The 26,180-nt window shown below is 65.5% G+C and carries 22 protein-coding genes and 1 pseudogene; 9 read left to right on the forward strand and 14 right to left on the reverse strand.

Features of this window, described 5'->3' with window-relative positions; genetic code table 11:
- The first annotated feature begins 93 nt into the window (after positions 1-93).
- Entirely contained in the window at positions 94-1,164 is a 1,071-nt protein-coding gene (locus E3C22_RS10440) for a zinc-binding dehydrogenase (RefSeq protein WP_134761973.1), read from the forward strand.
- The gene (locus E3C22_RS10445; RefSeq protein WP_134761974.1) at positions 1,161-2,096 is read left to right on the forward strand and encodes a lipid A biosynthesis lauroyl acyltransferase; all 936 of its coding nucleotides are present in this window, start codon (positions 1,161-1,163) and stop codon (positions 2,094-2,096) included. Before E3C22_RS10440 ends, E3C22_RS10445 begins: the two co-directional genes overlap by 4 nt.
- 101 nt (positions 2,097-2,197) lie before the next feature.
- Here the strand turns inward: E3C22_RS10445 and E3C22_RS10450 are convergent, their stop codons facing one another.
- Positions 2,198-2,575 carry a L,D-transpeptidase gene (locus tag E3C22_RS10450; RefSeq protein WP_134762457.1) on the reverse strand — a complete coding sequence of 126 codons (378 nt, stop codon included), beginning with the start codon at positions 2,573-2,575 and terminating at the stop codon, positions 2,198-2,200.
- Between the two features lie 390 nt (positions 2,576-2,965).
- On the reverse strand, positions 2,966-3,511 hold the full coding sequence (locus tag E3C22_RS10455; protein ID WP_134761975.1) for a phosphatase: 546 nt from the start codon (positions 3,509-3,511) through the stop codon (positions 2,966-2,968).
- 595 nt (positions 3,512-4,106) lie between these two features.
- Here E3C22_RS10455 and E3C22_RS10460 point away from each other — a divergent pair.
- The 5 genes from E3C22_RS10460 (at position 4,107) to E3C22_RS10480 (ending at position 12,265) form a co-directional block, all read left to right on the forward strand.
- Entirely contained in the window at positions 4,107-4,991 is an 885-nt protein-coding gene (locus E3C22_RS10460) for a DMT family transporter (RefSeq protein ID WP_134761976.1), read from the forward strand.
- 298 nt (positions 4,992-5,289) lie between these two features.
- Positions 5,290-8,751 (forward strand): pyruvate carboxylase, encoded by a 3,462-nt coding sequence (gene pyc / locus E3C22_RS10465; protein ID WP_134761977.1) that lies wholly within the window; start codon positions 5,290-5,292, stop codon positions 8,749-8,751.
- A gap of 269 nt (positions 8,752-9,020) precedes the next feature.
- Positions 9,021-9,521, forward strand: a complete 501-nt coding sequence (locus E3C22_RS10470) for a cupin domain-containing protein (protein WP_245514910.1) — start codon at positions 9,021-9,023, stop codon at positions 9,519-9,521.
- A gap of 245 nt (positions 9,522-9,766) precedes the next feature.
- Positions 9,767-11,224 (forward strand): peroxidase family protein, encoded by a 1,458-nt coding sequence (locus E3C22_RS10475; protein WP_167591728.1) that lies wholly within the window; start codon positions 9,767-9,769, stop codon positions 11,222-11,224.
- A gap of 144 nt (positions 11,225-11,368) precedes the next feature.
- The gene (locus tag E3C22_RS10480) at positions 11,369-12,265 is read left to right on the forward strand and encodes a sulfotransferase domain-containing protein (RefSeq protein ID WP_134761980.1); all 897 of its coding nucleotides are present in this window, start codon (positions 11,369-11,371) and stop codon (positions 12,263-12,265) included.
- A gap of 168 nt (positions 12,266-12,433) precedes the next feature.
- Here E3C22_RS10480 and E3C22_RS10485 read toward each other — a convergent pair whose 3' ends face one another.
- From E3C22_RS10485 to guaA, 3 genes are all read right to left on the reverse strand, one after another.
- Positions 12,434-14,119 carry an SWIM zinc finger family protein gene (locus E3C22_RS10485; RefSeq protein WP_245514912.1) on the reverse strand — a complete coding sequence of 562 codons (1,686 nt, stop codon included), beginning with the start codon at positions 14,117-14,119 and terminating at the stop codon, positions 12,434-12,436.
- Between the two features lie 11 nt (positions 14,120-14,130).
- On the reverse strand, positions 14,131-14,541 hold the full coding sequence (locus E3C22_RS10490) for a DUF3024 domain-containing protein (protein WP_134761981.1): 411 nt from the start codon (positions 14,539-14,541) through the stop codon (positions 14,131-14,133).
- Between the two features lie 234 nt (positions 14,542-14,775).
- On the reverse strand, positions 14,776-16,332 hold the full coding sequence (gene guaA / locus E3C22_RS10495; RefSeq protein ID WP_134761982.1) for a glutamine-hydrolyzing GMP synthase: 1,557 nt from the start codon (positions 16,330-16,332) through the stop codon (positions 14,776-14,778).
- Positions 16,333-16,495: 163 nt separating this feature from the next.
- Between guaA and E3C22_RS10500 the strand changes: the two genes are divergently transcribed.
- Positions 16,496-16,984 carry a YciE/YciF ferroxidase family protein gene (locus tag E3C22_RS10500; protein ID WP_134761983.1) on the forward strand — a complete coding sequence of 163 codons (489 nt, stop codon included), beginning with the start codon at positions 16,496-16,498 and terminating at the stop codon, positions 16,982-16,984.
- A 130-nt stretch (positions 16,985-17,114) separates the two neighbouring features.
- Here the strand turns inward: E3C22_RS10500 and E3C22_RS10505 are convergent, their stop codons facing one another.
- Genes E3C22_RS10505 through E3C22_RS10520 form a run of 4 tightly spaced genes read right to left on the reverse strand, consistent with a single transcriptional unit; the run spans position 17,115 to position 19,863 of the window.
- Positions 17,115-17,762: a 5'-methylthioadenosine/S-adenosylhomocysteine nucleosidase gene (locus E3C22_RS10505; protein WP_134761984.1), complete on the reverse strand. Its 648-nt coding sequence runs from the start codon at positions 17,760-17,762 to the stop codon at positions 17,115-17,117.
- Between the two features lie 12 nt (positions 17,763-17,774).
- Positions 17,775-18,224 carry a TspO/MBR family protein gene (locus tag E3C22_RS10510; protein ID WP_134761985.1) on the reverse strand — a complete coding sequence of 150 codons (450 nt, stop codon included), beginning with the start codon at positions 18,222-18,224 and terminating at the stop codon, positions 17,775-17,777.
- Positions 18,221-18,562 carry a hypothetical protein gene (locus E3C22_RS10515; RefSeq protein ID WP_134761986.1) on the reverse strand — a complete coding sequence of 114 codons (342 nt, stop codon included), beginning with the start codon at positions 18,560-18,562 and terminating at the stop codon, positions 18,221-18,223. The genes E3C22_RS10510 and E3C22_RS10515 overlap by 4 nt, the downstream gene beginning before the upstream one ends.
- Entirely contained in the window at positions 18,559-19,863 is a 1,305-nt protein-coding gene (locus E3C22_RS10520) for an RsmB/NOP family class I SAM-dependent RNA methyltransferase (protein WP_134761987.1), read from the reverse strand. Before E3C22_RS10520 ends, E3C22_RS10515 begins: the two co-directional genes overlap by 4 nt.
- Before the next feature lie 1,135 nt (positions 19,864-20,998).
- On the opposite strand from E3C22_RS10520, the gene E3C22_RS10525 reads away from it, so the two are divergent.
- Positions 20,999-21,523 (forward strand): endonuclease domain-containing protein, encoded by a 525-nt coding sequence (locus tag E3C22_RS10525; RefSeq protein ID WP_134761988.1) that lies wholly within the window; start codon positions 20,999-21,001, stop codon positions 21,521-21,523.
- Positions 21,524-21,586: 63 nt separating this feature from the next.
- On the opposite strand, the gene E3C22_RS10530 is transcribed toward E3C22_RS10525, so the two are convergent.
- The 5 genes and pseudogenes from E3C22_RS10530 to pqqB form a co-directional block, all read right to left on the reverse strand.
- Positions 21,587-21,790: a hypothetical protein gene (locus E3C22_RS10530; protein WP_167591729.1), complete on the reverse strand. Its 204-nt coding sequence runs from the start codon at positions 21,788-21,790 to the stop codon at positions 21,587-21,589.
- Between the two features lie 498 nt (positions 21,791-22,288).
- On the reverse strand, positions 22,289-22,651 hold the full coding sequence (locus E3C22_RS10535; RefSeq protein WP_245514914.1) for a translation initiation factor 2: 363 nt from the start codon (positions 22,649-22,651) through the stop codon (positions 22,289-22,291).
- Positions 22,652-23,080: 429 nt separating this feature from the next.
- On the reverse strand, positions 23,081-24,217 hold the full coding sequence (pqqE, locus tag E3C22_RS10540; RefSeq protein ID WP_134761990.1) for a pyrroloquinoline quinone biosynthesis protein PqqE: 1,137 nt from the start codon (positions 24,215-24,217) through the stop codon (positions 23,081-23,083).
- A pseudogene (pqqC, locus tag E3C22_RS10550) lies at positions 24,214-25,259 on the reverse strand (pyrroloquinoline-quinone synthase PqqC). Before pqqC ends, pqqE begins: the two are co-directional and overlap by 4 nt.
- Positions 25,256-26,170: a pyrroloquinoline quinone biosynthesis protein PqqB gene (gene pqqB, locus E3C22_RS10555; protein WP_134762460.1), complete on the reverse strand. Its 915-nt coding sequence runs from the start codon at positions 26,168-26,170 to the stop codon at positions 25,256-25,258. The pseudogene pqqC and the gene pqqB overlap by 4 nt, the downstream one beginning before the upstream one ends.
- Positions 26,171-26,180: the final 10 nt, after the last annotated feature.

Genomic DNA, 26,180 nt, shown 5'->3' on the forward strand with positions numbered 1-26,180 from the left:
GACGTTGCGCTTCGACAGGATCATGCCAAAGAAAAGACCCCGAGCGGCGAGGCGAGCGATCGCCCGCCGCCATGAAACGTCAGGGCCATTTCGATGCGCGCATTGCAGCTGATCGGCGACCGCGACCTCCAGGCGGTCGACATCCCCCCGCCCCCGGCCCCCGAGGCCGGCGAGGTGACCCTCCGGATCGCCGCCGTGGCGCTCAACCACATCGACGTCTGGGGCTGGCGCGGCATGGCCTTCGCCAAGCGCAAGCTGCCGCTCACCGTCGGGGCGGAAGCCTCCGGCGTCGTCGAGGCGATCGGCCCGGGCGTCTCCTCGGTGCTGCCCGGCCAGCTTGTCTCGATCTATGGCGCCAGGACCTGCGGCCTCTGCCACCACTGCCGCGCCGGCCGCGACAATCTCTGCGAAAATGTCGGCGGCGTGCACGGCTTTCATCTCGACGGCTTCGCCCAGGAAAAGATCAACCTGCCGGCCCGCCTGCTGGTCCCCGCCCCTCCCGGCTGCGATGCCGTCGGCGCGGCGCTGGCGCCGGTCACCTTCGGCACGGTCGAGCACATGCTGTTCGACAATGCGAGGCTCCAGTCGGGCGAGACGATCCTCGTTCACGCAGGAGGGTCTGGCATCGGCTCGGCGGCGATCCAGCTCGCCAAGCGCATGGGCTGCACGGTGATCACCACCGTCGGCTCCGACGACAAGGCGGCGCGGGCGAAGGAACTCGGCGCCGACCATGTCATCAACTACCGCGCCGACCGCTTCGAGGGTGTCACCCGCAAATTGACCAGGAAGAAGGGCGTCGACGTCGTCTTCGAGCATGTCGGCGCCGATACCTGGGCCGGCTCGATGCTCTGCCTGAAGCGCGGCGGCCGCCTCGTCACCTGCGGCTCGACCTCGGGCGTCTCGACCCAAATCAACCTGATGCAGCTCTTCCAGCAGCAGCTGAAGCTCCTCGGCTCCTTCGGTTGCCGGATGGAGAACATGGCGAATGCCATGGAGAAGATGGCCCGTGGTCTGGTCCATCCGGTGATCGACACCGAGATCGGCTTCGACGGGATCGACCTTGCGCTGAAGCGCATGGAAGCGCGCGAAGTCTTCGGCAAGATCATCCTCAAGGTCGGCGGCGACGCGGCCGGCACCGGAGACCGCGGCGCCAGCGCCGCATGAACCCACGTCTTCTGAAATTCGCACTGCGGGCCAAGCGCGCCGGCGACTATGTCACCGCCAAGGCGCTGTTCGGCGTGTTGCGCGTGCTGCGGCTGCTGCCGGCCGATACCGGCCTTGCCATCGCCGACCGGGCGGCGCGGCTGATCGGCCCGCTTTCCTCCCGCCACAAGCTGGCGAAGACCAATCTCGCCCGCGCCTTTCCCGGCAAGGACGAGGCCTGGGTGCAGGCGACCGCCCTCGCCAATTGGGGCCAGATGGGGCGGATCGCCGCCGAATTCGTCTATCTCGACGATCTCTTCGACTACGATCCCGCAAGGCCGGATGAGGGCCGCATCGAGGTCGTCGGCGTCGAGAGGTTCGTCGAGCTGCGCGAGCGCAAGGGCCCGTTCATCTTCTTCACCGGCCATCTCGGCTGCTTCGAGCTGCTGCCGATCGGCGCCGCCGCCTTCGGCCTCGAATTCACCGCCCTCTTCCGCCAGCCGAACAACGCCTATGTCGCGAGGCGCGTCCAGGCCGCGCGGCGCACCGCCGGCGGCCATCTGATCCCGTCCAAGGCCGGCGCCGTCTGGTCGCTCGCCGGCATCCTGAAGGGCGGCAGCTCGGTTGGCGTCCTCGTCGACCAGAAATTTCGCAAAGGCGTGAAGACGACCTTTTTCGGCCTGCCGGTGAAGACCAACCCGCTCCTGCCGAAGCTCGCCCGCCAGTACGACGCCGAGGTCTATCCCGCCCGCTGCGTCCGGCTGCCGGGCGGGCGCTACCGGCTGGAGCTCCAGCCCCGCCTCGAGCTGCCGCGCGACGATGCCGGAGCGATCGACGTCGAGGCGAGCTGCCAGGCCCTCAACGACGTCGTCGAGGGCTGGGTGCGCGAGCATCCCGACCAGTGGATGTGGTTCCACGACCGCTGGCAGGTTATGGGCCGTCGCAAGAAGTGATCCCGGGTGGGCCCACGAGCTGACACCGACCGTCTCTGACCGCCCATGGCGGGACGTTCCCGACGGCCATTACAGGCCGTCGCGAGCGTCGGCGGGGTGGCTCAGCGCTGGACGACGATCCGCGTGTTGCTCATGCCGTTCTGCTTGACCAGCGAATAGAACACCTTGGCATTGGCGGGGTGCAGACGCACGCAGCCATGCGAGGCGGGACGGCCGAGCCGGCTGATCGCGCCGGTGCCGTGGATGGCGTAGCCGCCGGTGAAGAACACGGAATAGGGCATCGGCGACATGTCGTATTTGCGCGAATACCACATGCGATGCAGGCGCTTGGGGCTCCAGCTGCCGGTCGGCGTGCGATAGCCGCGCCGCGCCGTCGAGACCGGCCAGCGATACATGACCTTGCCGTCATTGATGACGGTCAGCGTCTGGGACGAGAGATCGATCCGCGCCAGGAGGCCGGCATCGGCGCTCGTGACCATGGCGAAACCGGATGCGATCGCCAATGCGATCGCCAGAGCAAATTTTCTCAAGGCACCACTCCTGCCAAACAGTCGTCTTTGTTTTGCCCCGAAAAAACCCTAATTCGCCAAGCTTCCTGAATCAATTGCCAAAGTCGTGATCGCACTCGCTTTGAAATTTATGGTTACGGAGCAAGGCGAATACACGAGACGACATGTTTCGATTTGGCGCGATCCTGAGAATGGACGGGTAATCGATCACTTGCCCCAGCGACAGATGGGTGCGCGAGAGGCGAGGTGACGTCGAGGCGGACGGCAACGGCTATCCGAACGTTTGGGATAGTCCGGTGGAGGACCATGACACGGCGGCCGGTAACGCGGCGGCCCGTCCCATCATGGCGGGCCCCGCCGTCAACCCTGGCGGACGCGGTCTTCCTCGATCGCCAGCATCTCGAAATCGAAGTCGGAGCAGTCGTCCTGGCCGCGGCGGCGCAGGGTGGCGCCGCTGGTGACGAATCGGGCCTCGCAGGCACCGGTCAGCTTGCCGTTCAGCTCCAGCGCCTCGTCGAACAGCCTGACGACGAGAAGGTTCGGATCGGGGGCGTGCCGGCAGAAGGGCGCCAGCGCAGCCGCCGCGTCGTTCGGCGCAAGCGCGCCCGCCAGGATGCCGAGGCCGATGGCCGGCGCCCGCCGCACGCCCTGCAGGCCGTGGACGCAGAGCCTCGCCGCCTCGGGCAGCGCCGCCACGAAAGCAGCGACGGCATCGATGATCTCCGGCGTCGGCGCGCCCGGACGGCCGGGCTCCTCGACGTCGTCGAACTCCAGCTTCAGATGACAGTCCGGCGCCACGTCCTTCGGTCCGAGATAGCTGCGGCCGGGGGTGACGATCGAGACGACATGGGTCGGAGCGAGGTCGGCATAGAAACGCCGTGCCTCCGACTGGCCGCAGATCAGCATGCGACAGGGCCATCCGTGAGGATGTGCATCCGCTTTCGCAAGGGAATGGTACGTCGCGACCAAAACACCCTCCAGAGGCTCCGCCGGACGATTGCGTCGCAGCAACTATGCACCCCGGAGGACGGCCGCGCCAAGACCGAAAAGCCTCGCTCGGTTAAAATCGGTTCTTGGGACCCGATCGCGACAACGCGTCAGGCTGCCCGCCTCGCCATCATCCACCTGCCGCGGCGATCCCGTCAGAGCGCCACGGCGCCGTGGAAGGAGGCTCCCGGGCCAGCTCGAAAATTTTCTGAAAAAAAATGTTGTGCCCACGGAACCGCTTCTTCGCCGGCGCATTATTCAGGCACCCCCAAGCGATCATCCCCCCTCGATCGCGACATGCAGACGAAAAAGGGCAGCTCCCCCTCGCTGCCCTTTTTCGTGTCTGGGCTCCGGAACGACATCCTCTCTCCCCTGCAGCTCGGACAGCCGGCCGCAATTCCACCGATCGTCTCCGGCGACGGATGGTCGCCGATCGCGCTTCCTTGTTGCATCGGCGGAGCGGCTGGCCTATCGGGCTGCTTTCGCCCCTCTCCGGACATCGTCGAACATCGTCATGCAGGCCGGCATCATCCTGGCGTTCGCCGCCTATTTTTCCTATGCCCTCGGCGACTCGGTGCTGAAGGCGCTGGGGCCCCATCTCGGCATCTTCGAGATCGGCTTCTTCGTCTCGATCTTCGCCTTCATTCCGGTGCTCTTCACCAAGCGGCCGGAGGACAATTGGGGGAATATCGCCCGGCCGACCCGGCCGGGACTGATCGCCCTTCACATGGCGACCGGCGCCGCCTGTTCGATCACTGCCGTCGTCGCCTTCACCAGCCTGCCTCTGACCGAGGCCTATGCGCTGATCTTCCTGCTGCCGCTGATCGTCACCGTCCTGTCCGCCGTCTTCCTCAAGGAGCCGATCGGAAAGAAGCGATGGTGCGCCGTGGTTCTCGGCTTCATCGGCGTCCTGCTGGTGGTTCGCCCGGGTTTCCGCGAGCTGCAGTTCGGCCATCTCGCGGCGGTGGCGACGGCGGTCTTCGGCGCCAGCCAGGTGCTGATCCTGCGTGCGATCGGCCGCAGCGAGCGGCGCATCACCATCCTCGGCGCACTTCTCGTCGCGACGATCTCGGCCAATGCCGTGCTGATGCTGGGCAGCTTCGCCATGCCCGAGGGCTCGATCTGGTGGCTCCTCGTCGGCGGCGGCATCCTGATGGGCCTCGGCCATGTCGGCCTTGTCTTCGCCACCCGCCTTGCCTCGGGCGCCACCGTCGCCCCCACCCATTACAGCCAGATCGCCTGGGCGGTGATCCTTGGCTATCTGTTCTTCGACGAGGCCCCGGATCTTTTCACCATCCTCGGCATGATCGTCGTCGGCGCGTCCGGGCTTTTCACCTTCCTGCGCGAGAAGGAAAAGACCGTCTGGCCGCAGAAGACACCGCTGGTGCGCAACCGCTAGCGGTTCGATCCCGCCATTTGCGTCCGTCCTCATCAGCTTCGCGGCGAATGTCGGAATCAAAGAACCACTCGGTAAAACTCTGTTTCGAACGGAGCTTTCGAATTCGACATCTGTTGCGAAGCCCAAATCGACCGGGACTCGAATGTCGAATTCGCTCCACTGGACTTCAACGACCTCGCCGCATCGCGGAAGTCTCGCTTCGCACTTGCGAAAATAGTCGAACAGCCGCAATCTTGTGCGTCCGTGCCGACGATCTGGTCATCGGCCGCGCTTATTGACCTGCAGGGAGGAACGCTCCGTGGCCATCCGCAAGATTCTCGTCGCCAACCGCTCGGAAATCGCCATTCGCGTCTTCCGGGCCGCCAACGAGCTGGGCCTTCGGACCGTGGCGATCTGGGCGGAAGAGGACAAGCTGGCGCTGCACCGCTTCAAGGCGGACGAGAGCTATCAGGTCGGTCGCGGAGCGCATCTCGAAAAGGATCTCGGGCCGATCGAGAGCTATCTGTCGATCGACGAGGTGATGCGCGTCGCCAAGCTCTCCGGCGCCGACGCCATCCATCCGGGCTACGGGCTTCTTTCAGAGAGCCCGGAATTCGTCGAGGCCTGCGTCGCCAACGGCCTGACCTTCATCGGCCCGTCGGCCGAGACGATGCGCCGGCTCGGCAACAAGGTCGCCGCCCGCAACCTCGCCGTCGAGGTCGGCGTGCCCGTCGTCCCGGCCACCGAACCGCTGCCGGAGGACATGGCACGGGTCCGCGAGATGGCCGCAGAGGTCGGCTTCCCGGTGATGCTGAAGGCTTCCTGGGGCGGCGGCGGCCGGGGCATGCGGGTCATCCGCGCCGAAAAGGACCTCGAGCGCGAGGTCACCGAGGCCAAGCGCGAGGCGAAGGCCGCCTTCGGCAAGGACGAAGTGTATCTCGAAAAGCTGGTCGAGCGGGCCCGCCATGTCGAGGTGCAGATCCTCGGCGACACCCACGGCACCGTCGTCGACCTCTTCGAGCGCGACTGCTCGATCCAGCGGCGCAATCAGAAGGTCGTCGAGCGCGCCCCTGCCCCGTATCTCTCCCACGAGCAGCGCCGCGAACTCGCCGCCTATGCCCGCAAGCTCGCCGACGCGACGAATTATGTCGGCGCCGGCACGGTCGAGTTCCTGATGGACGCCGATACCGGCGCCTTCTACTTCATCGAGGTCAATCCGCGCATCCAGGTCGAGCACACCGTCACCGAGGAGGTGACCGGCATCGACATCGTCAAGGCGCAGATCCACATCCTCGACGGCGCGGCGATCGGCACGCCGGAATCCGGCGTTCCCGCCCAGGCCGACATCAAGCTCAACGGCCATGCCCTGCAGTGCCGGATCACCACCGAGGATCCCGAGCACAACTTTATTCCCGATTACGGCCGCATCACCGCCTATCGCGGCGCCACCGGCTTCGGCATCCGCCTCGACGGTGGCACCGCCTATTCCGGCGCGGTGATCACCCGCTACTACGATCCGCTGCTCGAAAAGGTCACCGCCTGGGCGCCGACGCCGCAGGAGGCGATCGCCCGCATGGACCGGGCGCTGCGCGAGTTCCGCATCCGCGGCGTCGCCACCAACCTCACCTTTCTCGAAGCGATCATCGGCCATCCGAAATTTCGCGACAATTCCTACACCACCAAGTTCATCGACGAGACGCCGGAGCTGTTCCAGCAGGTCAAGCGCCGCGACCGGGCGACGAAGCTCCTGACCTATCTCGCCGACGTCACGGTGAACGGCCATCCCGAGACCAAGAGCCGCCCCCGCCCGCCGGAGGACCATGCGGCGCCGGTGCCGCCGCTGTTCTCCGCGCCGATCGAGGCAGGCACCCGTCAGAAGCTCGACGAGCTCGGGCCGAAGGGCTTTGCCGACTGGCTGCTCGTCAAGCCCGAGGTGATGATCACCGATACGACGATGCGCGACGGCCACCAGTCGCTGCTGGCGACCCGCGTGCGCACCCACGACATCGCGGCGATCGCCGAGGCCTATGGGCGCGGCCTGCCTCAGCTGCTTTCGCTCGAATGCTGGGGCGGCGCGACCTTCGACGTCTCCATGCGCTTCCTCACCGAAGATCCCTGGGAACGGCTCGCTCTGGTGCGGGAAAAGGCGCCGAACATCCTGTTGCAAATGCTGCTCCGGGGCTCGAACGGCGTCGGCTACACCAACTATCCCGACAATGTCGTGAAATATTTCGTCTCCGAGGCAGCCAAGGGCGGCGTCGACCTCTTCCGGGTGTTCGACTGCCTGAACTGGGTGGAGAACATGCGCGTCGCGATGGATGCGGTGCTGGAGACCGGCAAGCTCTGCGAGGGCGCGATCTGCTATACCGGCGACCTGTTCGATCCGGACCGGGCGAAATACGACCTCAAATACTACGTCGCCATCGCCAAAGAGATGGAGGCCGCCGGCGCCCACATCCTGTGCCTCAAGGACATGGCGGGGCTTCTGAAGCCCGCCGCCGCGCGGGTCCTCTTCAAGACGCTGAAGGAGGAGATCGGCCTGCCGATCCACTTCCACACCCACGACACCTCGGGCGTTTCGGCGGCGACCGTGCTTGCCGCGGTCGAGGCCGGCGTCGATGCCGTCGACGCGGCGATGGATGCCTTTTCCGGCAACACCTCGCAGCCCTGCCTCGGCTCGATCGTCGAGGCGCTGAAGGGCTCGGAGCGCGCGCCGCAGCTCGCCTCCGACGCGATCCGGCGGATTTCCTTCTACTGGGAGTCGGTGCGCACCCAGTACGCCGCCTTCGAGAGCGACCTCAAGGGTCCGGCCTCGGAGGTCTATCTCCACGAGATGCCCGGCGGCCAGTTCACCAACCTCAAGGAACAGGCCCGGTCGCTCGGCCTCGAGACCCGCTGGCACCAGGTCGCCCAGACCTATGCCGACGTCAACAAGATGTTCGGCGACATCGTCAAGGTCACCCCCTCCTCCAAGGTGGTCGGCGACATGGCGCTGATGATGGTCAGCCAGGACCTCACCGTCGCCGACGTCATGGACCCGAAGAAGGACATCGCCTTCCCCGAGAGCGTCTTTGCCATGCTGCATGGCGATCTCGGCCAGCCGCCCTCGGGCTGGCCTGCCGACATCCAGAAGAAGATCCTGAAGGACAAGGAGCCGATCACCGTCCGGCCCGGCTCGCTGATCCCCGAGGCGGATCTTTCCAGGGAGCGCGAGACCATCGAGACGAAGATCGACCGCAAGGTCAGCGACGCGGAATTCGCCTCCTATCTGATGTATCCGAAGGTCTTCACCGACTTCGCCCTCGCCGCCGATCTCTACGGCCCGGTCTCCATGCTGCCGACGCCGAACTATTTCTACGGCATCGAGCAGGACGACGAGGTGCTGGTCGACATCGAGCGGGGCAAGACCCTCGTCATCCGCTGCCTCGGCTTCGGCGAGACCGACGAGAAGGGCATGCGCACGGTGTTCTTCGAATTGAACGGCCAGCCGCGCCGGGTGAAGGTGCCGGATCGTGCCCACGGCGCCGCCGGCAGCGGCGTCAAGGCCAAGGCCGATCCGGCCAACCCCAACCATGTCGGTGCGCCGATGCCGGGCGTCGTCTCGACCCTCGCCGTCGCCGCAGGCCAGGAGGTGAAGGCCGGCGACGTGCTCCTTTCGATCGAGGCGATGAAGATGGAAACCGCGATCCACGCCGAGCGCGACGGTAAGATCGAGGCGGTGCATGTCTCGGCCGGTTCGCAGATCGACGCCAAGGACCTGCTGGTCACCTATGCGGGGTGATCCGACGACCGGAATGCCGATCCTTTCAATCTGAGGGGCACCCTGGCGGTGCCACCTTGGCCGGGCCATCGGGAAGAAGCGATTTTCGGAAAGCACGCTTCGTAGAAGCTATGACTCCGGGCGTCGTTCGCTTGTCCCATTGGACGATCCGCGCGCCGAGCGCGGAGGATTTCGCGAACCGCCGCCGATGCTCGACATCAGCGATTTGCATTGGTCGCGGCCCTCGCCGCCGGCTACGCTTATCCCGTCACCGACCCGGGAGAAGCGCCGTGGCCATCAAGCCCATCGTCAGACCGACCGAACTTCCGCTCTCACTCCAGACCCATGGCGAAACCTTCGAGGCGCGCTTTGCCGCCGTCGCCGCACCGCTCGGGTCAAAACGGCTCGGGTCGCGCTATGTCGAGATCCCGGCCGGCAAGAAGGGCTGGCCGCTGCATTGCCACCATGCCAATGACGAACTCTTCGTCATCCTCTCCGGCCGCGGCACGCTGCGCTTCGGCGACGAGACCTATTCCGTCACAGCCGGCGACGTCGTCGTCTGCCCCGCCGGCGGGCCGGAGACAGCGCATCAGCTGATCGCGGCGGACGACGCGCCCCTCGCCTATCTCGCCGTCTCGACGATGAACGAGCCCGACGTCATGGAATATCCCGACAGCGGCAAGCTCACCATCTTCGCCGGCGCGGCCCCCGGCGGCGACAAGGCCGCCCGCCGGGTGGCGATCACCGTCAAGGCGGACAGCGGCGTCGACTATTGGGACGGCGAGGACTGACGAGGCGGTGAGGATGCGACGTCAATGCGAGGACGTCGGCACTCTGAAACAAAATATGGTCAAACTATCAAGACGATGATGATTCCGCTTAACGCCGTCTCGAATCGCAACAATAGCATGAACAACATATGCAATTTTAGCCTTCCATCACGATCGCGTGCAATTCGAAAACTATGTTTCCCCTACGTTAGATTGGATTTATTCTACCCTTCATTGACGAATATCGATCGATGAAAGGTGGGATCATGCGCGCTCTTCACGGAATGTCACGCTTCGACCGGTTCATGAAGGAATGCGTCGAGGGCAAGGCGGTCAATGCGCAGGATGTCCTGCCGCAGATCTTCGGATATCTGTTCGAGGAAAACCCGATCACCGGCAATCTCAGCCAGAAGACCATCATCGACGGCTTCGCGGCGCTGGTCGACTCGATGAAAAAGGACGACAACGCCGACGGCCCGGCCGAGGCCGGCATGACCTTTCTCGGCCAGTTCATCGACCACGACATCACCCATGATGCGACCAGCGTGACGGGAACCCGCATCGATCCGCGGTCGATCCGCAACGTCCGCACCCCCAATCTCGATCTCGACTGCGTCTATGGCGACGGGCCGGACGCGACGCCTCACCTCTACTCCCAGAAGCACGAGGGCTACATGCTCTTCGGGCGGCAGGACAATCCGCTCGACCTGCCGCGCAACAGCGATGGCCGCGCGCTGATCGGCGATCCGCGCAACGACGAGAACATCATCGTCAGCCAGATCCAGGGCGCCTTCATCTGCCTCCACAACATCCTGATGTCGAAGTCGAAGAGCGACAAATCGATCGGCCAGGCCGTCGCCGACTGTGCCTCGATGGGCATCCGCAAGAAGGCCTGGGACGAGGTCCCGACGGACAAGATGCGTTTCGAACAGGTCCGCCGCTTCATCCGCCTGCACTATCAGTGGCTGGTGCTGAACCACTTCCTGCCGGCCTTCGTCGACGATAAGATCGTCGGAAAGACCCTCGAGACCGACCCTTTCCACGACAAGGGACCGGTCATGCCGGTGGAATTTTCCGTCGCTGCCTATCGCTTCGGCCACGCGACGGTGCAGTCCACCTACACGCTCTACGAGGACAAGACGGTCAAGCTCTTCGACATGCTCGGCTTTCAGCGGCGCGGGCCGGAGGCGACGGTCGAGATGGCGCGCTTCTTCGGCCATGGCGGCCAGAAGGCCCGCCCCGTCGGCACGACGATGGCCTCGACGCTGTTCGAACTGCCCGACAATGTCGCCAAGGGCACCATTCGCTGGGACGACTTCGAGATCCCGGAGGCGCTCGCCAAGCGGCTCGCCTTGCGCAACATCCTGCGCGACAGGCTGTCTCTGCATCTCGTTTCCGGGCAGGACGCGGCGCGTCGTCTCGGTTTCGAGGTGATCCCCGCGCCAAAAGCGCTGACCGACCATCACATCACCAAGACGCCCTTGTGGTTCTACTGCCTGCAGGAAGCCCAGGAGAGCGGCAAGAAAAAGCTGACCGGCGTCGGCGGATCGATCGTCGCATCGGTGATCATCCGCCTCCTCAGGCTCGATCCCGCCAGCGTGCTCAACACCCACAGCTTCACCCCCTGGGAAGGCTTCGGCGGCGATTTCAACATGGCGGCTATGATGGCCTATGTCGAAAAGGAGCGCGGCAATGTCGAGAACAAGGAAGATCTCTACTGCTGAGTTCGGACGGCTTCTCCGGGGCAACACCAGTAGACGCCATTGAGACGGCACCTCGTCATGCAATGTCGACCCGGCAATACCATTTTGAGTTGACGCGGCGAGTGATTTCCGCCTCTCTAAAGTTCTGCACGCTAGAGGGGAACGATGTCAGCCAGGATCCCAGAGTTATTTCTGATCGCCGGGGCGCAGAAGGCCGGCACCAGCTGGCTTTACAATCGCCTTTCCCATCATCCTGAAATCGTGACCGCGCACCGAAAGGAAATGCACTATTTCAATGCCGTTCACTCGTCAGGTCGTCTGGGCACATTGTTCAAGGCAGAAGCCATCAAGGCTCTTGCCAATCAGCGATTGAATGATGTGGCCGCATACTTCCAGGCGCAGGTGCAGGGTCACAAGAGCCACGGTCCGGTTCATCAGGCCCTCCGGCCAATGGATGACGGGTGGTATATCGATGCTTTTCGAGGCCATGGCCGATGGGCGATCGATGCGACGCCGGAATATGCCAGTTTGCCAGACGCCGGCCACGAACACATCAAGCGCATCTCGCGAAGGCAAAAGATCTTGTTCGTCATGAGGGAGCCGACAGACCGTGCACTGTCGGCGGTCCGGTACCATTTCAAGACGCGCAATCAGGATATTCGCACTGCTGACGAAGCAAGCATTGCAGAGGTCGCACGCAATTCATTCATCGTCGGAATGTCCCGCTACCTGCCGACCATAGCGATGCTTCGCAAACATTACGAGCCAGACGATGTGATGATTCTCGTATATGAGAAAATCATGTCACAGCCTCGACGTTCGCTGGCGCAGATTTGCCGCTTTCTGGAGATTCCAAGGCGCTATATCGACGAAATTCCGGACGACGTGGTGGAACGCCGCGACAATGCTACCGATCGCTTCGACATGCCCGCCGCAGTGGTGAAGATGATTGCCGACGCTTTGGAAGCCGATACGGCAGTTCTCGTTGACCGGTACCCGGATGCCCGAGCTTTCTGGCAAAGGAGCGCCGACCAAGCCAACGAACATCCGGTCCGGATGTGATGACCGGGGTCAGAGCGCCGTGCGTCCGAATGGACGCACAAAGGTCGCTCCAATTTATTGAATCACCGCATCACTCGGGCCGATGCTGTGGAATTCAAAGGCAATTGCTGCAAGTTCGGTGATCGCCAAAAGCGATGGCCCTTCTTGGGAGGCCCTTGCAGACGTATCTCATCCCAAAAGCTGCATGAGATTGCGCTTGCGACCGTGGCGCGCCTTCAACGCCTCCAGATAGGCCGCATGCTCGGTTGCCTTGCGCAGCGGACGCATCCGCGCGATCAGCGCCGCAGCCTCCTCATAGGCCGGATTGCCGCCCGCCTGGGCAAGTTGTTCGACGCCCTCCTCGAACACCTCGAGCGCTTCTCGCGGATGGCTCGTTTCGCTCGCCGGCGCAAGAGTTTCCTGCGCGCCGCGAGAGGCGCCATGGTCGCGAATAACCTTCCACGCCTCGTCGAACATCCGTTCCGCGACCATCACGCGGACGACGAGGTCGGCGGGAAAATGCCATCGCGTCGACCGGGCACCCTCGAGCCTCGTCATAAGATGATCGACGGCTCTCAGCCCGGCATCTTTACCGCCGAGCTCGCGCAGCCGATCATAGAGGGCAACGCTCGGGTCTTTCTCGAAGGCGCGCCACAGATGGGCCTTTGCTGGCTCCTTGCGGCCGAGGCTCAGCGACAGATCGACGGTGAAGAACACCAGACGCTCGTCCGGACGATCGTCCTCGAACAGCCAGAGGCCCTCCTCGGCATAGCCGAGCGCCCGTTCGTCAAGGCCGTTGTCTCGGCAGAACTCTGCCAGTTGCAGATAGTGCCATTGCGATTTCCCGTCCTTGGCGCGCAGAGCGATGCGTTGTTCCAGATCGCCGTCGCGCTCGGCGAAGAAATCGAGGATCGAGGTCAGACGCCATGCCTCGACACTGAAGCTCGGCCGCTCGCCACTCCGCCCGCGGCGCGGCGGCAGTGCATCGAAAGCCTCGTTTGCCAGTCGACGATATTCGGCGAGACCCTCCTCCCCCAATACGTCTTCATAGATCGCCGCCGCGCCGGTGAACGGATCATATTCGCCCTCGGTCTCGCGCAAGAACAGAAGCCGGGCGAGCGCTTTCGGTTCAGGCCGGGCAGCCTTGCAGGCTTGCAGATGGATCTCCTGCGCATGGGCAAGAAGTGCGGAACCATGACCGTCGGAATCGTCGATCATCGCGATCGCCGCTTCGATCGTCTCGATCGCATGATCCGCAAGCTCGATGACGGCGGCGGCGTGCGGGCCGGAAGCAGCGTCCGCAAGCCCATCCAGGGCCGCATTCACGCCGGCCGCCCAGCCGCGCACCCGCCGATACTCGACGAAGTCGCGCGTTTGCGTGGCGGCGTCGATCGCCTGACGCATCCGTTTGACGAAGGTCTTCGGGTCGTCGCCCGACGCTGCGGCCGCGACCTCCAGCTTGCGCATGAGAGCGGCATCGCTTTCCGCCAGATCGACGATCATCTCGACCAGCGCCCCGACGGATTTCTTCGCGAGATAAGAACGGATCTCGGCGAGCGGCCCTGCGACCACGCCCTTTCCTGACACGAGCGCGGCGTTCGCAGCCAGCGCGACTGCCACCATGTGTTTGCAGACAGCGTCCCGTTCGAAGGCCGGACAGGAACACTCGCCGCCGATCGCCTCGTCTTCGCCGCAAACGACCGTGCGATAGTCTTGCGTGCCCGCAACCCGCGCCACCACGCGCGTCTTCTCGGTGGCGATGATTTCGACCGCTCCGGCAAGAAAATAGTCCATTCCGCGGGCAACGACCTTGTCGCCTGCCGTTGCCATCAAGGCGTCGGGATCGAACTGTGGCGAGGATTTTTTCTTCATCATGCCGCTCGACTTCAGATCACCGGCTGCAGCAACTCTTCGGTGGCCATGAGCTGCAGCGCCTCATCCAGCGTGACATTGGAATGTAGCCGCCACCACTGGCCGGTGTGGCGGTGCCACATGACGTCGAAGCGTGTCTCGTCGAAGCATTCCTCGAGGTGATCGAGCCGCGTGAAGGCCATATCGAATTCTTCGCCGCGGTTTTCGGCAAAGCCGGACCGATAACGGGTGATGAAGCTGTATTTCGAGCCACGCCATTTGCCGAAGATGTCGACGGGATAGTTGAACGGCGTCTCGCGGATCGCGGGGAGGAACCGCGGCTTCAGCGCCTCTGCGACGAAAGTCTCGCAGAGCGTGGCGATATCCGCCTTCTCCTCTTTGGTCAGCGGCTTGACCCTGACCCAGCGATACTCCCGCTTCGCCATGCTCCGCCCGTGCCTTTTCGAAGAACCGATGACCGGCGAAGCATCATAGGCGCCGCGCCATGGCGGGTCCATGGGCCTGCCGGCGCTGTCACGGGCGCTGATCGCCCCTTTGCGCCACCGGCTTCAGCGCATTCGGCCAACCCAAAGGAACACGCGTCCTTGCGTCGCTGCGCTCGGCGGCGATCGATTGCCGCCCGCGTTGCAATCAGTATGCGACGCAAGCCGCCGCCCCGGTCACTCCCACTCGATCGTGCCCGGCGGCTTCGACGTGACGTCGTAGACGACGCGGTTGATGCCCTTGACCTCGTTGATGATGCGCGTCGCGGCCTGGCCGAGGAAGTCCATGTCGAAGGGATAGAAATCCGCCGTCATGCCGTCGACCGACGTGACGGCGCGGAGCGCGCAGACGAATTCGTAGGTGCGCCCGTCGCCCATCACGCCGACGGTCTGGACCGGCAGGAGCACGGCAAAGGCCTGCCAGATCGCGTCGTAGAGCCCGGCCTTGCGGATCTCGTCGAGATAGATGGCATCCGCCTCGCGCAGGATGCGCAGCTTGTCCCGCGTCACGCCGCCCGGGCAGCGGATGGCAAGGCCCGGCCCCGGAAAGGGCTGGCGGCCGATGAAATGCTCCGGCAGGCCGAGTTCCTTGCCGAGCAGGCGGACCTCGTCCTTGAAAAGCTCGCGCAGCGGCTCGACGAGCTTCATGTTCATCCGCTCGGGCAGCCCGCCGACATTGTGGTGCGACTTGATCGTCACCGAGGGACCGCCGGAAAAGGAGACGCTCTCGATGACGTCGGGATAGAGCGTCCCCTGGGCGAGGAAATCTGCCCCGCCGAGCTTCTTCGCCTCGGCCTCGAAGGTCTCGACGAACAGCCTGCCGATGGTCTTGCGCTTGACCTCGGGATCGTTCTCGCCCTCGAGCGCGTCGAGGAAGGTGTCCTGCGCCTGAACGTGAACGAGCGGGATGTTGTAGTGGTCGCGGAACATCGTGACCACCTCCTCGGCCTCGTTCATCCGCAACAGGCCGTGGTCGACGAAGATGCAGGTGAGTTGGTCACCGATCGCCTCGTGGATCAGCACCGCCGCGACCGAGGAATCGACGCCGCCCGACAGGCCGCAGATCACCTTGCCGTCGCCGACCTTGGCGCGGATCTCGGCGATCGCCTGTTCGCGGAAGGCGGCCATCGTCCAGTCGCCCGAAAGCCCGGCGACGCGGTGGACGAAGTTGGAGAGGAGCCGCGCGCCGTCCGGCGTGTGGACCACCTCGGGATGGAACATGATGCCGTACATGCGCCTCGTCTCGTCGCCGAAGACGGCATAGGGGGCGCCGGGCGAGCGGGCGAAGATCTCGAAGCCCTCGGGCATGTCGATGACCCGGTCGCCATGGCTCATCCAGACCTGGTGGCGGGTCCCCTCCGGCCAGATGCCGTCGAACAGCGCGCAGTTCTTCTCGATCTCGAGGAAGGCACGGCCATATTCGCGATGGGTCGAGGGTTCGGCCTTGCCGCCGAGCTGGACGCACATGGTCATCTGGCCGTAGCAGATGCCGAGCACCGGGATGCCGGCCTCGAAGATCGCCTGGGGCGCCCGCGGCGCGCCGATGTCGCCGGTGGAGGCGGGCGAGCCGGACAGGATCACCGCCTTCGGCTTTAGACGATGAAAGCCCTCTTCCGCCGACTGGAACGGCACGATTTCGGAATAGACGCCGGCCTCGCGCACGCGCCTGGCAATCAGCTGCGTGACCTGGGAGCCGAAGTCGATGATGAGGACGGTGTCGGGGTGCGCTGTCATGGCGAGGCTTTAGGCAAGGTGCGGGCGATTGTCCAGAACGCCGGCGCGGCTATTTTCGCCCATCGCTAGCCAACTGGTAATTCTCACTGACTGCAACCTGGAACGAGGCGGTGCGCATCTCATTGAAGCGGAACGGCAAGCCCGCCGTTACGGAGCAACGACCATGAGCGTCACCAGCCTCGAAGACCTGTTCCTGCATACCCTCAAAGACATCTATTACGCCGAAAAGCAGATCGTCAAAGCCCTCCCCAAGATGGCCAAGAAGGCTGGCTCGGCCGAGCTGAAGGCCGCCTTCGAATCGCATCTGGAAGAAACCAGGGGTCACGTCACCAATCTCGAGAACGTCTTTTCGGCGATCGGCAAGAAGCCCTCTGCCGTCAAATGCGACGCTATCGTCGGCATCCTGCACGAGGCGACGGAGTTGATGGACGAGGTCGAGGACGAGGCGACCCTCGATGCGGCGATGCTCGCCGCCGCCCAGGCCGTCGAGCACTACGAGATCGCCCGCTACGGCTCGCTGATCGCCTGGGCCGGCGTTCTTGGCCACAAGGATGCGGTCAAGCCGCTGCAGGACACGCTGGCCGAGGAAAAGGCCGCTGATGCGAAGCTCTCCAAGCTCGGCAAGAGCGCGGTCAACAAAGAGGCAGCCTGAGCCGCACCTGCTCTGCGGATCGGTCCCGCTTTGGTCCGCCCCCTCACCCGGGCGGGGTCAGCCACCCCGCCCGGTATGCGGCGGCGGCGACATCGTGGTCTTTCCGCGCCGACCCGCTCCGGGCGCCGCCTCAGCGGCGTTCGGCTTCGAAAAGCCCTGCAGACATCGCCGCCTCCAGACCGTCGATCGCCGCCGCGAGCCTTTCGTCGACGACATGGAGCAGTGTCGTCCAGTCGTCATAGTGGTGAAGGTCCGCCGCTCCGTCGGAAATGCCGCGAAGGCCGATCAGCGGCAGGCCGAAGCGCTGGCAGGCGCGCAGCACGGCGAAGGTCTCCATGTCGACCATGTCGGCGTCGATAGCATCATAGGCAAGCCCGGTGACGATGTCGGAGCCGGTTGAAAGCCTTGCCGCCGGCACGCCGTCGATCGGCGCCGGCAGCGGCGTTTCGACCGGATGGTCGAGAAACGGCGTGACGCCCTTGACGAAGCCCAGCGGCGACGCGTCGATGTCGCGCCAAGACACCGAGGCGACCTGATAGACCTCGCCCTGTTCCAGCGTCCGCGAGCCCGCCGAGCCGAGCGACACGACGAGGTCCGGCAGCGCGCCGGCGGCCTTCAGTTCGCCGAGCGCGACGCCGGTGTGGAGCGCCGCCTCGATCGGCCCGACGCCGGTCATCAGCGGGCGGATGCGGGCCTTCAGCCCGTCGCCATATTCGGCATGGGCCGCCATGACGAAGAGGATGCGCCTGCCGCCGAGGCTTTCGATGGCGTGGTCCATGCTCGCTTTCCCCTAATTCAGCTGCCAGAGCGCGGCGTTGAGCAGCGTCGCATAGGCGATCCAGGCGAGATAGGGCAGGAACAGCAGCGCGGAGACCCGTTCGATGCGCCAAGCCGCGACGACGAAGGCCGCGACCGCAAAATCGAGGACCAGAATGACGCCGAGAGCCGCGCCCAGCATATGCGCGGCGAAGAAGACCGGCGGCCAGGCAAAATTCAGCACCAGCTGCAGCCACCAGAGCTTCTGCAAAGTGCGGAGCCCGCGCCGCCAGACCCGCCAGCCGGCGATGCCGATGAGGATGTAGAGCGTGCCCCAGACCGGCGCGAAGACCCAGTCGGGCGGGTTGAAGCTCGGCTTTTGAAGCGCCGCATACCAGCCGCCGGTCTCGACCGTCATGCCGATCAGCCCCCCGCCGCCGACCGTGAGCAGCAGGAACAGCGGCAAGGCGAGGTAGCGGGTCATCCGTCGTCTTCATCCCGCCAACGGCGCGCGACGAACGCGCATTCATCGCCTTCCGTGAACGAGATCTCCCCTTCGATCACGCCGTCCTCCCGCAGTTCGGCAAAGCCATCTCCGGCGACTTCCATTCCCTCATCAGAGCCGGAAAAGTCAAAATGAACCATGGTCTTCGAGAAGCCGCAGTCGAGGGATAGTTCCATGACGATCAGCCGGGCCTCGCCCTGCCGCTCTCCGAACAGGAAATAGGCCGGACCGCATTCGTCGAGGGCCGCCCGGTCCCACATCTCGGTCGAGAGAATCCGCCACTTCCCGACCAGCGGCCAGTTCGGCTCACGGCTCATCCCGCCCGCTCCAGAGCCGCGAAGAAGAACCCGTCGGTGCCGGTGAGCTTCGGCGTCATGGTGATCACCGAGCCGCCGGCGAGCGCACCGATGCGGCAGCGCCCCTCCGCCTGCGGCAGCAGCGCGTTCCACCTTGCGCCGGCGTCGGCGACGGCAAAGCCCTTGTCGCCGTGGCGGGCGAGAAAGGCGGCGATGCGATCGGCATTCTCCTCGGCGACGAGCGAGCAGGTGACATAGGCGAGCCGGCCGCCGGGCCTGACGAAGCGGGCGGCACGATCGAGCACATCGTCCTGTTCCTCCATGCGCTTTTGCAGCGCCGCCTCGGACAGCCGCCATTTGGCATCGGGCCGCCGCCGCCAGGTGCCCGAGCCGGTGCAGGGCGCATCGACGAGCACGAGGTCCATCGCGCCGAAGAGCCCCGCCATGTCGTCGCGCGGATCGCGGACCTGGACGTTGCGGCAGCCGGCGCGCTTCAGCCGATCATGGATCGGTGCGAGGCGCTGGCGGTCGGCATCGGCAGCATGGATCTGGCCGGTGTTCTCCATCGCCGCCGAAAGCGCCAGCGCCTTGCCGCCCGCCCCGGCGCAGAGATCGAGCACCTGTTCACCGGGCATGGGCGCGGCGAGACGCGCGGCGAGCTGCGAGCCCTCGTCCTGCACCTCGAACCAGCCCTTCTGAAAGCCGGCCTCGACCTGGACGTTCGGATGCCGCCCCGCCCCTTCGATGGCGGCGATGCGGATGCCGTCGGGCGCAAGGTCGGCAGGCGCGGCACCGAATGGCGCCAGTGCCTTCAGAACCTTGTCGCGGCCGGATTTCAGCGTGTTGACGCGAAGGTCGAGCGGCGGGCGGGCGGCGAGCGCCGCGGCCTCCGCCACCCAGTCCTCGCCGAGCGAGGCCTGCAGCTTTCCGGCCAGCCAGTCCGGCAGGTCGGCGGCGACGGCGTCGGGGGCGGCCGAGAGATCCGCCGCACCGAAACGTTCCAGCTGTCCGGCGTTCGGCAGCTCGGGGGCGAAGCGATCGCCGGCGAGCGCCGCGGCGAGCTCCTGCGGCGCCATCGCCAGGCCGTCGATCACCGCAGCGAAGCCGAGCGCCTGCGCACCGTCGTCGCCCATCCTGAAGCCGTAGGAGCGCTTCTTCCTCAGCGCGTCATAGACGATGTTGCCGATCGCCGCCCGGTCGCCGGAGCCGGCGAAGCGATGCGACAGGCCCCAGTCCTTCAGCGCGTCGGCAACGGGCCGGCGCCGCGCCTCGACGTCCTCCAGCACCTCGATCGCCGCTGTGAGCCGCCCGCCTAGACGCATGGGCGGGTCTCGGTCTTTGTGCTGGAATGTGAGGTCATGGCCGGCGGTCCTGTGGATGAAAGCGGCAGGCTCTACCATTCGAGGCGCCGGGCCGGCAAATCGCCTCCCTCTCCGGCCGTCATCCTCGGGCCCCGTCCCGGGGATCGCGTTTCCCACCCTCGGCGCCGTCCCATGCCCCTCGGTCGTTTGCGGCAACCGCCCCTGGATTCTCGGGACGGGGCCCGAGAATGACGAAGCGGGGAGGATAGCGGCCCTTCCTGCGGGCGTCGGCGCCCACGGTTTCGCGTTCCCGCGCCGCGCTGCGGCCGGGGGGTGTTCTCTGTCCCGCCCTTAAGCTTCGGCCTTCGGCCTTGCTGGCGAGTCCCTGTCTGTCCCACCCTCAAGCTCCTCGCAGAGCTCGTCGCTGGTGGGCCGGATTCTCTGTCCCACCCTTAAGCTCCTCGCGGAACTCGTCGCTGGCGGGTCCCTGTTGCCGCCCATCGTGCCGATGGCACTCGGGCGGCGGTGCACCGGAGGCAAGCCCTCCGTGGTAGTCACACGTTTCCGGCTCGCCTCCGGCGCACCGCGCGGCTCTTTTCTGCCTCCCATGGACCGTCGCCCGCCTGATCGACGGGGTCCGATGGCGGCTGGCTCTTCACCCGCCAGTGCCTTTTCAGCACGGCGGCCTCAAGCGGACCGATCCGCGCCCGCGCCGTATTACGCGAGGGACCAGCGGCACCAGGAGGCCGTCCGGGACGCCCCGCCTCCGGAAGGCAGGACGGCGCGGAGACCGCATCGCCGGCCCGCGAACGCTCCCGGTGAGCGCCCGTGCCCGGTTCCCGTCGACTGGTGTCGGGTGGACCGGCGATGGGGGGGAGTATGGGGGTGTGATGAGGGGCGGGGATAAGGTTTTTGGGGAGGGTGAGGGAAATCAGAGGGTTAGGAGGAAACCGGGACCGAGATATCTGTGGCGGCCGATCGAGGCGCCCTCTCTCCCCCTTGCGGGAGAGAAAGCGATTTCATCGTCTTGGCGAAGCCAAGCGATAGAAATCGCAAGAGAGGGGTTTCACCGGGTTCGTGTTGGTTGCTGAGGGGACGCTGCTGCTTCGGTCGACCTGTCCGCGTCTGCGGCGGCGTTAACGGGGACGCCCCTCTCTTGTCATTCTCAAGGTTTGGATCTCGCACGCTCGGCCCAACTCCTTGGAATGACTTTCTCTCCCACAAGGGGGAGAGAGGGCGCGCGTGCCGAAGGCGCAGCGACGCATTGCAATCGATGCCGTTCTGGGTTGCACCTCTCTTCATGGCAACGCATGCACCCATCGATCCAAAGCATCGCCGTTTTGCGAAGCGGATGCGACTTGATGCGACACCGGCGGAACGGGCGTTCTGGCATGGCGTCAAGGCGGGACGGCTCGGCGGGCTGAAATTTCGACGGCAGGTGCCGATGCTCGGCTTCATCGTCGATTTCGTCTGCCATGAGGCGAAGCTGATGGTCGAGATCGACGGCTGGCAGCATGATGGGACGGTGGCGGCGCGTTCGCGCGATACGCGGCGGGACGCGGCCTTTGCGGAAGCGGGATATCTCACCCTGCGCTTTGCAAACGAGACGGTGCTCGACGATGTCGACAAGTTGCTTGCGACGGTGCTTGTCGCCGCTCGATCGCGGATCGAAAGGCGCTGACGGCAGCGGCGAGGCGCCCTCTCTCCCCCTTGCGGGAGCGAGGGGCGCCCAGTTTTGCTGGCCTTACCGACCCGGCCTCTTGGTATTGGTCGGGCGCGGTGCCTTAAGATCTTCATCGCCATCGAGATGGACAGCCCCGATCGCCTGATAGAGGTCGAACAGCCGCTGGTGGATATCTGCCGCCCTGGCAGACCAGTCGCCATTCGCCTTGATCGCTTCGGCCTCGATGAGTTCGCGCTCGACAAGATCCATAATGACCGACGCCATGTGCAGGGCCTCGTGGTGATGGAAGGTGTCGGGGATCGTCGGTCGGCTCGGCTTCGGCATGTTACCGCCCCGGCCGGCCGGTCTTGCCGGGCCGGCGTTTGCGCTTCTGGCCGGCGTTCGGACTTGCCGAAGATTCACCGGATCTTCGGCTCCGGCTCTGCGAGCCGGACCAGTCCTCACGCTCGTAGGAGCCGCGGCCGATGCGTTCGCGGCCGATGGGGGCGGGGCTATCGTCGGGTGTCGAGCGTGGCGCGCCCCCCTCTGTCCTGCCGGACATCTCCCCCGCAAGGGGGAGATCAGGCCACTCTCACCGACCAGCAGCGGCTTCGAGCGATTGGCCTCGCCAGACACCCCGTTTGATCGCCTCATCGCGATCCCCACTGTCCTGTCGGCACAGCCTTTTCCTCTCGTCGGAAAGTCCCCGCTCCCGTCGCAGTCGTGATCGCAGCGGACGCGGCACCGCGCCCTCTCCGGCGTCACCTCCCGGGTCGAAAGGGCTCAGGAGACCGGCGCGGCCTCGTCATCCTTCCGCTCCTTTCCGGTACGAACCGGGATCTGCGGCACGCCATCCGGTTCGAGCACGATGTTGACCGGGTTCGGCGTGTGGTCGAGCACGGCGCCGGTGGCGGCGTCGACGCCGATGCCGATCACCCCGCCGGCGAGGATGTTGCCCGCCATGCCGGCGGCGCCGCCGCCGGAGACCTCGGTGGTCACCTGGACCATTTCTGTCTGATAGCCGGGCTTGCTGGCGGTGATGGTGAAGGTGTCCTTGCGCGGGATCTTCAGAACGCAGGACGTCTGGCACTGATAGCCATTGGAGGTGCGGATGTCGGTCCCCTCCGGCCTGGCGTTGATCGTCACGTCCTCGGACGTTCCGCGCGTTATGGAGCCGCAGCCGGACAACAGGCCGACAGACGCGGCCGCAATCAAAAATCGAATCATCATCCCCCCTCTTCCGTAAGGAGAACGAATGAACCGACCCGCAGCGGTTGAGTCAATATGGCGAAACCGTGGCCGGCTGCCGTTGGGCGAAGCGGATAATGCGCTCGTGGCCGAATCATGTGGAGGGGAATACCCCCCTCTGCCTGCCGGCATCTCCCCCTCAAGGGGGGAGATCGATGCTTATCGGCTGGTGCATCTCCGGTCCGCCCCTGCAGCCGGCACCGCCTTTGATTGGCTGGCACAGCGGCAAAGCCGCTGATCTCCCCCCTTGAGGGGGAGATGCCGGCAGGCAGAGGGGGGTGCATAGCCCGGATGTAGAGTTGCGGCCAAACGCTGCCGTCGAGCGCCCTACCCCGCCCGGAACCCGCGATAGGTCGCGGCGCCCGGCTCGGCGACGGCGGATTCGGTGGTGGCCATCGCCCCGATCGAGTCATGCAGCGGCGACTTGATGCAGACCGGGTCGGTGTTGGCGGCATCGCCGGTCAGCGCAAGGGCCTGGCAGCGGCAGCCGCCGAAATCGACGTGCTTCCTCTCGCAGGAGCGGCAGGGCTCCTTCATCCAGGACGTGCCGCGATAGGCCGTAAAGGCCGGGCCGTCATACCAGGTTTCGGCGAGCGAGTGATCGCGGACGTTCCAGAAGTCGAGATGGGTGATGGTCTCGGCGGCGTGGCAGGGCAGCACCTTGCCCGACGGCGTGACGGAGAAGGTGCGGGTGCCCCAGCCGCCGTTGCAGAGCTTCGGATAGCGGGCGTAGTAGTCCGGGAAGACGGCGTCGATGACGAGGGTGCCCTTCAGCCGCTCACGGGCGGTCTCGACCTCCTCGATGGTGCGGTCGACATCCTCGCGGGCCGGCATCAGCTGCGCCCGGTTCTTCAGGGCCCAGCCGTAATATTGCGTGTGGGCGATCTCGAGCCGCTTGGCGCCGAACTCCACCGCCTTTTCGATCATCAGAGGCACCTGGTGGATGTTCATCCGGTGGATGACGGCGTTGAGCGTCAGCGGCACGCCTCTTTCGACGACGGCCCGGGCGAAGTCGTGCTTCTTCTCGAAGGCGCCCCTGTTGCCGCCGACCGCCTCGGTGATCGCGGCGTCGGCGCCCTGCATCGACAGCTGGATATGGTCGCAGCCGGCATCGATGATCGCGTCAAGCTTCTCTTCGGTGATGCCGATGCCGGAGGTGATGAGGTTGGTGTAGAGGCCGACCTCGGCGGCATGGCGCATCAGCTCGACAATGTCGCGGCGCGCCGTCGGCTCGCCGCCGGACATGTGGAGATGGATGACGCCGAGCTCGGCGGCTTCCGAGAAGACGCGCTTCCAGGTGTCGGTGTCGAGCTCCACGGACTTCGGATCGAGCTGCAGCGGGTTCGAGCAATAGGTGCAGCGCAAGGGGCAGCGATGCGTCACCTCGGCGAGAAGGCCGAGGGGCGGCTGCGGGCGCGGGGTGACCGCCTCTGTCGGGCGGTCGGCAAGAAGCGTCTCGCTCATAGGGTCACCATCTGCTTGTCGGCGAGATCGGTCAGAAGCGCCTCGACATCCGGGCGGATCGTCGCCTCGTCGGCGGTGAAGAGTTCGGTGAGGCGGGTGAGGATCGCCTTGAAGCTGCTCCTGCCGTCGATCAGCCTGAGGATTTCGGTCGCCACCGGATCGGCCTCGAAGATGCGTTCGGGCCCGAGCAGAACGTAGCGGCCGCGGGCCTTATCCTCGCGGAATTTTACGCCTCGGGGAAGCGCGGGGACGGCGTCGTCGGCGATGGCAGGCATCAGGCCGCCTCCCGGCCGGTCTCCGCCTCGCCCGGGCGCCAGGCATCGGGCGGCGTCAGCGCCGGATCGACATAGGAGAAATAGAGCGCGTCGAGCTGCGCCCAGAGAACTTGGCACTTGAAGCGCAGCGCCTCGACCACCTGGTCCTGCTTCTCGCGGGTATCGGCATGGTCGAGGCAGTAGGTCAGGGCGAAATCGCTGTCGCGCTTGGCCTGCACCGGGCGCTTGTCGAAATAGGCGAGCGTCTCCTTGGAGATGAAGTCGTAATGGGCGAGCATGCCCTTGGTGCGAACGCCGATGACGGAGGGCGAGAACAATTCGGTCAGCGACGAGGCGATGGCCTCGAGCAGCGAACGGTCGCGGACGAAATGGACATAGGCGTCGACGGCAAAGCGCGTGCCGGCGAGGATGCCCTCGCCCGATTCGACATAGGCGCGGTCGAGGCCGACACCGTCGGTGAGCGCGATCCACTTCTCGATGCCGCCGCGCTCGGTCTCCGATCCGTCGTGATCGAGGATGCGCTGGCGCCATTCCCGGCGGAGCTCGACGCTGCCGAGCCGGGCGAGGATGATCGAATCCTTCACCGGAATGTTGGCCTGATAATAGTAGCGGTTGAGCGCCCAGGCCTGGACCTGCGGCCGGGTGAGCCGGCCCTCCTGCAACAGCGTCTGGAACGGATGGAGCGAATGATAGCGGGTGGCGCCGATCTCGCGCAGCGCGGCTTCCAGCTCGTTGCGGCTCATCAGTTCCTTCGAGCGAGAGGTCATAGCGCGATCTCCATCCCGTCACGGGTGACCGTCCAGCCGGCGGCCTCGACGGTCAGGCGTTGGTCCGAACCATCGATCAGGATCGGGTTCGTATTGTTGATGTGGATATAGGCCTTGCGGGCGATATCGAGCCCGTCGAAGGCGTCGAGGCTGCCGCCCTCGCCGGTGATCGGCATGTGGCCCATGCGCCGGCCGGTCTTTTCCCCGACGCCGGCGTTCTTCATCTCCTCGTCGACAAAGACCGTGCCGTCGAAGAGCAGCGCGTCGGCGCCCCTCACCCGGGTCTTCAGCGCATCCGGGACATGGGCGCAGCCGGGGATGTAGAAAGCGGTCCGGCCATGGGCCGAAAGCTTCACGCCGACGGTCATCTCGCTCTCCTCGCCGACATCGACCTCGCCCGTCTCCATGAACAGCGGCACCTTGCCGGGGACCGAGAAGATCTCGACTGTGAGGCCCGGGAGCGGCTCGAAGGCTTGACCGACCTTCACCGGCCGCTGGTCGACGAAGGCCGGGTCGAGCACCTTGAAGACCGGGCTTTCGTTGACCATGCCGAGGACGCCGGACGTTCCGTAAAGCGGAAAGCGCTGCTTTTCGCGCAGCGTCAGCAGGCCGGCGATGTGATCGACGTCGCCATTGGTGACGAGCACGGCGGAAATCGGCGTCGCGCGCCTGTCGGCGTCATCGGCATGGGCGCTGGGGGCGAGCCGCGGCGAGGCGATGATCTGCTGGCGAAGGTCCGGTGAGGCGTTGAGGAGCAGCCAGTTGCGACCGTCGGCCGAGGCGGCGATCGACGATTGCGACCGCGCCTCGACCCGCCCGTCGCCCGTCCAGAAAAGGCGGCAGACATCGCAAAGACAGTTCCACTGCGGGTAACCGCCGCCGGCAGCCGAGCCCAAAACAAAAAGCCGCAGGCGGTCGTCC

The sequence above is a fragment of the Jiella endophytica genome, from assembly GCF_004519335.1.
Lineage (GTDB): Bacteria > Pseudomonadota > Alphaproteobacteria > Rhizobiales > Rhizobiaceae > Jiella > Jiella endophytica.

What these genes read in the sequence shown, in the direction of transcription:
- E3C22_RS10440 (WP_134761973.1), top strand. Translation starts at nt 94, where the DNA reads ATGCGCGCATTGCAGCTGATCGGCGACCGCGACCTCCAGGCGGTCGAC.
- E3C22_RS10445 (WP_134761974.1), top strand. Translation starts at nt 1,161, where the DNA reads ATGAACCCACGTCTTCTGAAATTCGCACTGCGGGCCAAGCGCGCCGGC.
- E3C22_RS10450 (WP_134762457.1), bottom strand. Translation starts at nt 2,575, where the DNA reads ATGGTCACGAGCGCCGATGCCGGCCTCCTGGCGCGGATCGATCTCTCG.
- E3C22_RS10455 (WP_134761975.1), bottom strand. Translation starts at nt 3,511, where the DNA reads ATGCTGATCTGCGGCCAGTCGGAGGCACGGCGTTTCTATGCCGACCTC.
- E3C22_RS10460 (WP_134761976.1), top strand. Translation starts at nt 4,107, where the DNA reads ATGCAGGCCGGCATCATCCTGGCGTTCGCCGCCTATTTTTCCTATGCC.
- E3C22_RS10475 (WP_167591728.1), top strand. Translation starts at nt 9,767, where the DNA reads ATGCGCGCTCTTCACGGAATGTCACGCTTCGACCGGTTCATGAAGGAA.
- E3C22_RS10480 (WP_134761980.1), top strand. Translation starts at nt 11,369, where the DNA reads ATGTCAGCCAGGATCCCAGAGTTATTTCTGATCGCCGGGGCGCAGAAG.
- E3C22_RS10485 (WP_245514912.1), bottom strand. Translation starts at nt 14,119, where the DNA reads ATGATGAAGAAAAAATCCTCGCCACAGTTCGATCCCGACGCCTTGATG.
- E3C22_RS10490 (WP_134761981.1), bottom strand. Translation starts at nt 14,541, where the DNA reads ATGGCGAAGCGGGAGTATCGCTGGGTCAGGGTCAAGCCGCTGACCAAA.
- guaA (WP_134761982.1), bottom strand. Translation starts at nt 16,332, where the DNA reads ATGACAGCGCACCCCGACACCGTCCTCATCATCGACTTCGGCTCCCAG.
- E3C22_RS10500 (WP_134761983.1), top strand. Translation starts at nt 16,496, where the DNA reads ATGAGCGTCACCAGCCTCGAAGACCTGTTCCTGCATACCCTCAAAGAC.
- E3C22_RS10505 (WP_134761984.1), bottom strand. Translation starts at nt 17,762, where the DNA reads ATGGACCACGCCATCGAAAGCCTCGGCGGCAGGCGCATCCTCTTCGTC.
- E3C22_RS10510 (WP_134761985.1), bottom strand. Translation starts at nt 18,224, where the DNA reads ATGACCCGCTACCTCGCCTTGCCGCTGTTCCTGCTGCTCACGGTCGGC.
- E3C22_RS10515 (WP_134761986.1), bottom strand. Translation starts at nt 18,562, where the DNA reads ATGAGCCGTGAGCCGAACTGGCCGCTGGTCGGGAAGTGGCGGATTCTC.
- E3C22_RS10520 (WP_134761987.1), bottom strand. Translation starts at nt 19,863, where the DNA reads ATGCGTCTAGGCGGGCGGCTCACAGCGGCGATCGAGGTGCTGGAGGAC.
- E3C22_RS10530 (WP_167591729.1), bottom strand. Translation starts at nt 21,790, where the DNA reads ATGGCGTCGGTCATTATGGATCTTGTCGAGCGCGAACTCATCGAGGCC.
- pqqE (WP_134761990.1), bottom strand. Translation starts at nt 24,217, where the DNA reads ATGAGCGAGACGCTTCTTGCCGACCGCCCGACAGAGGCGGTCACCCCG.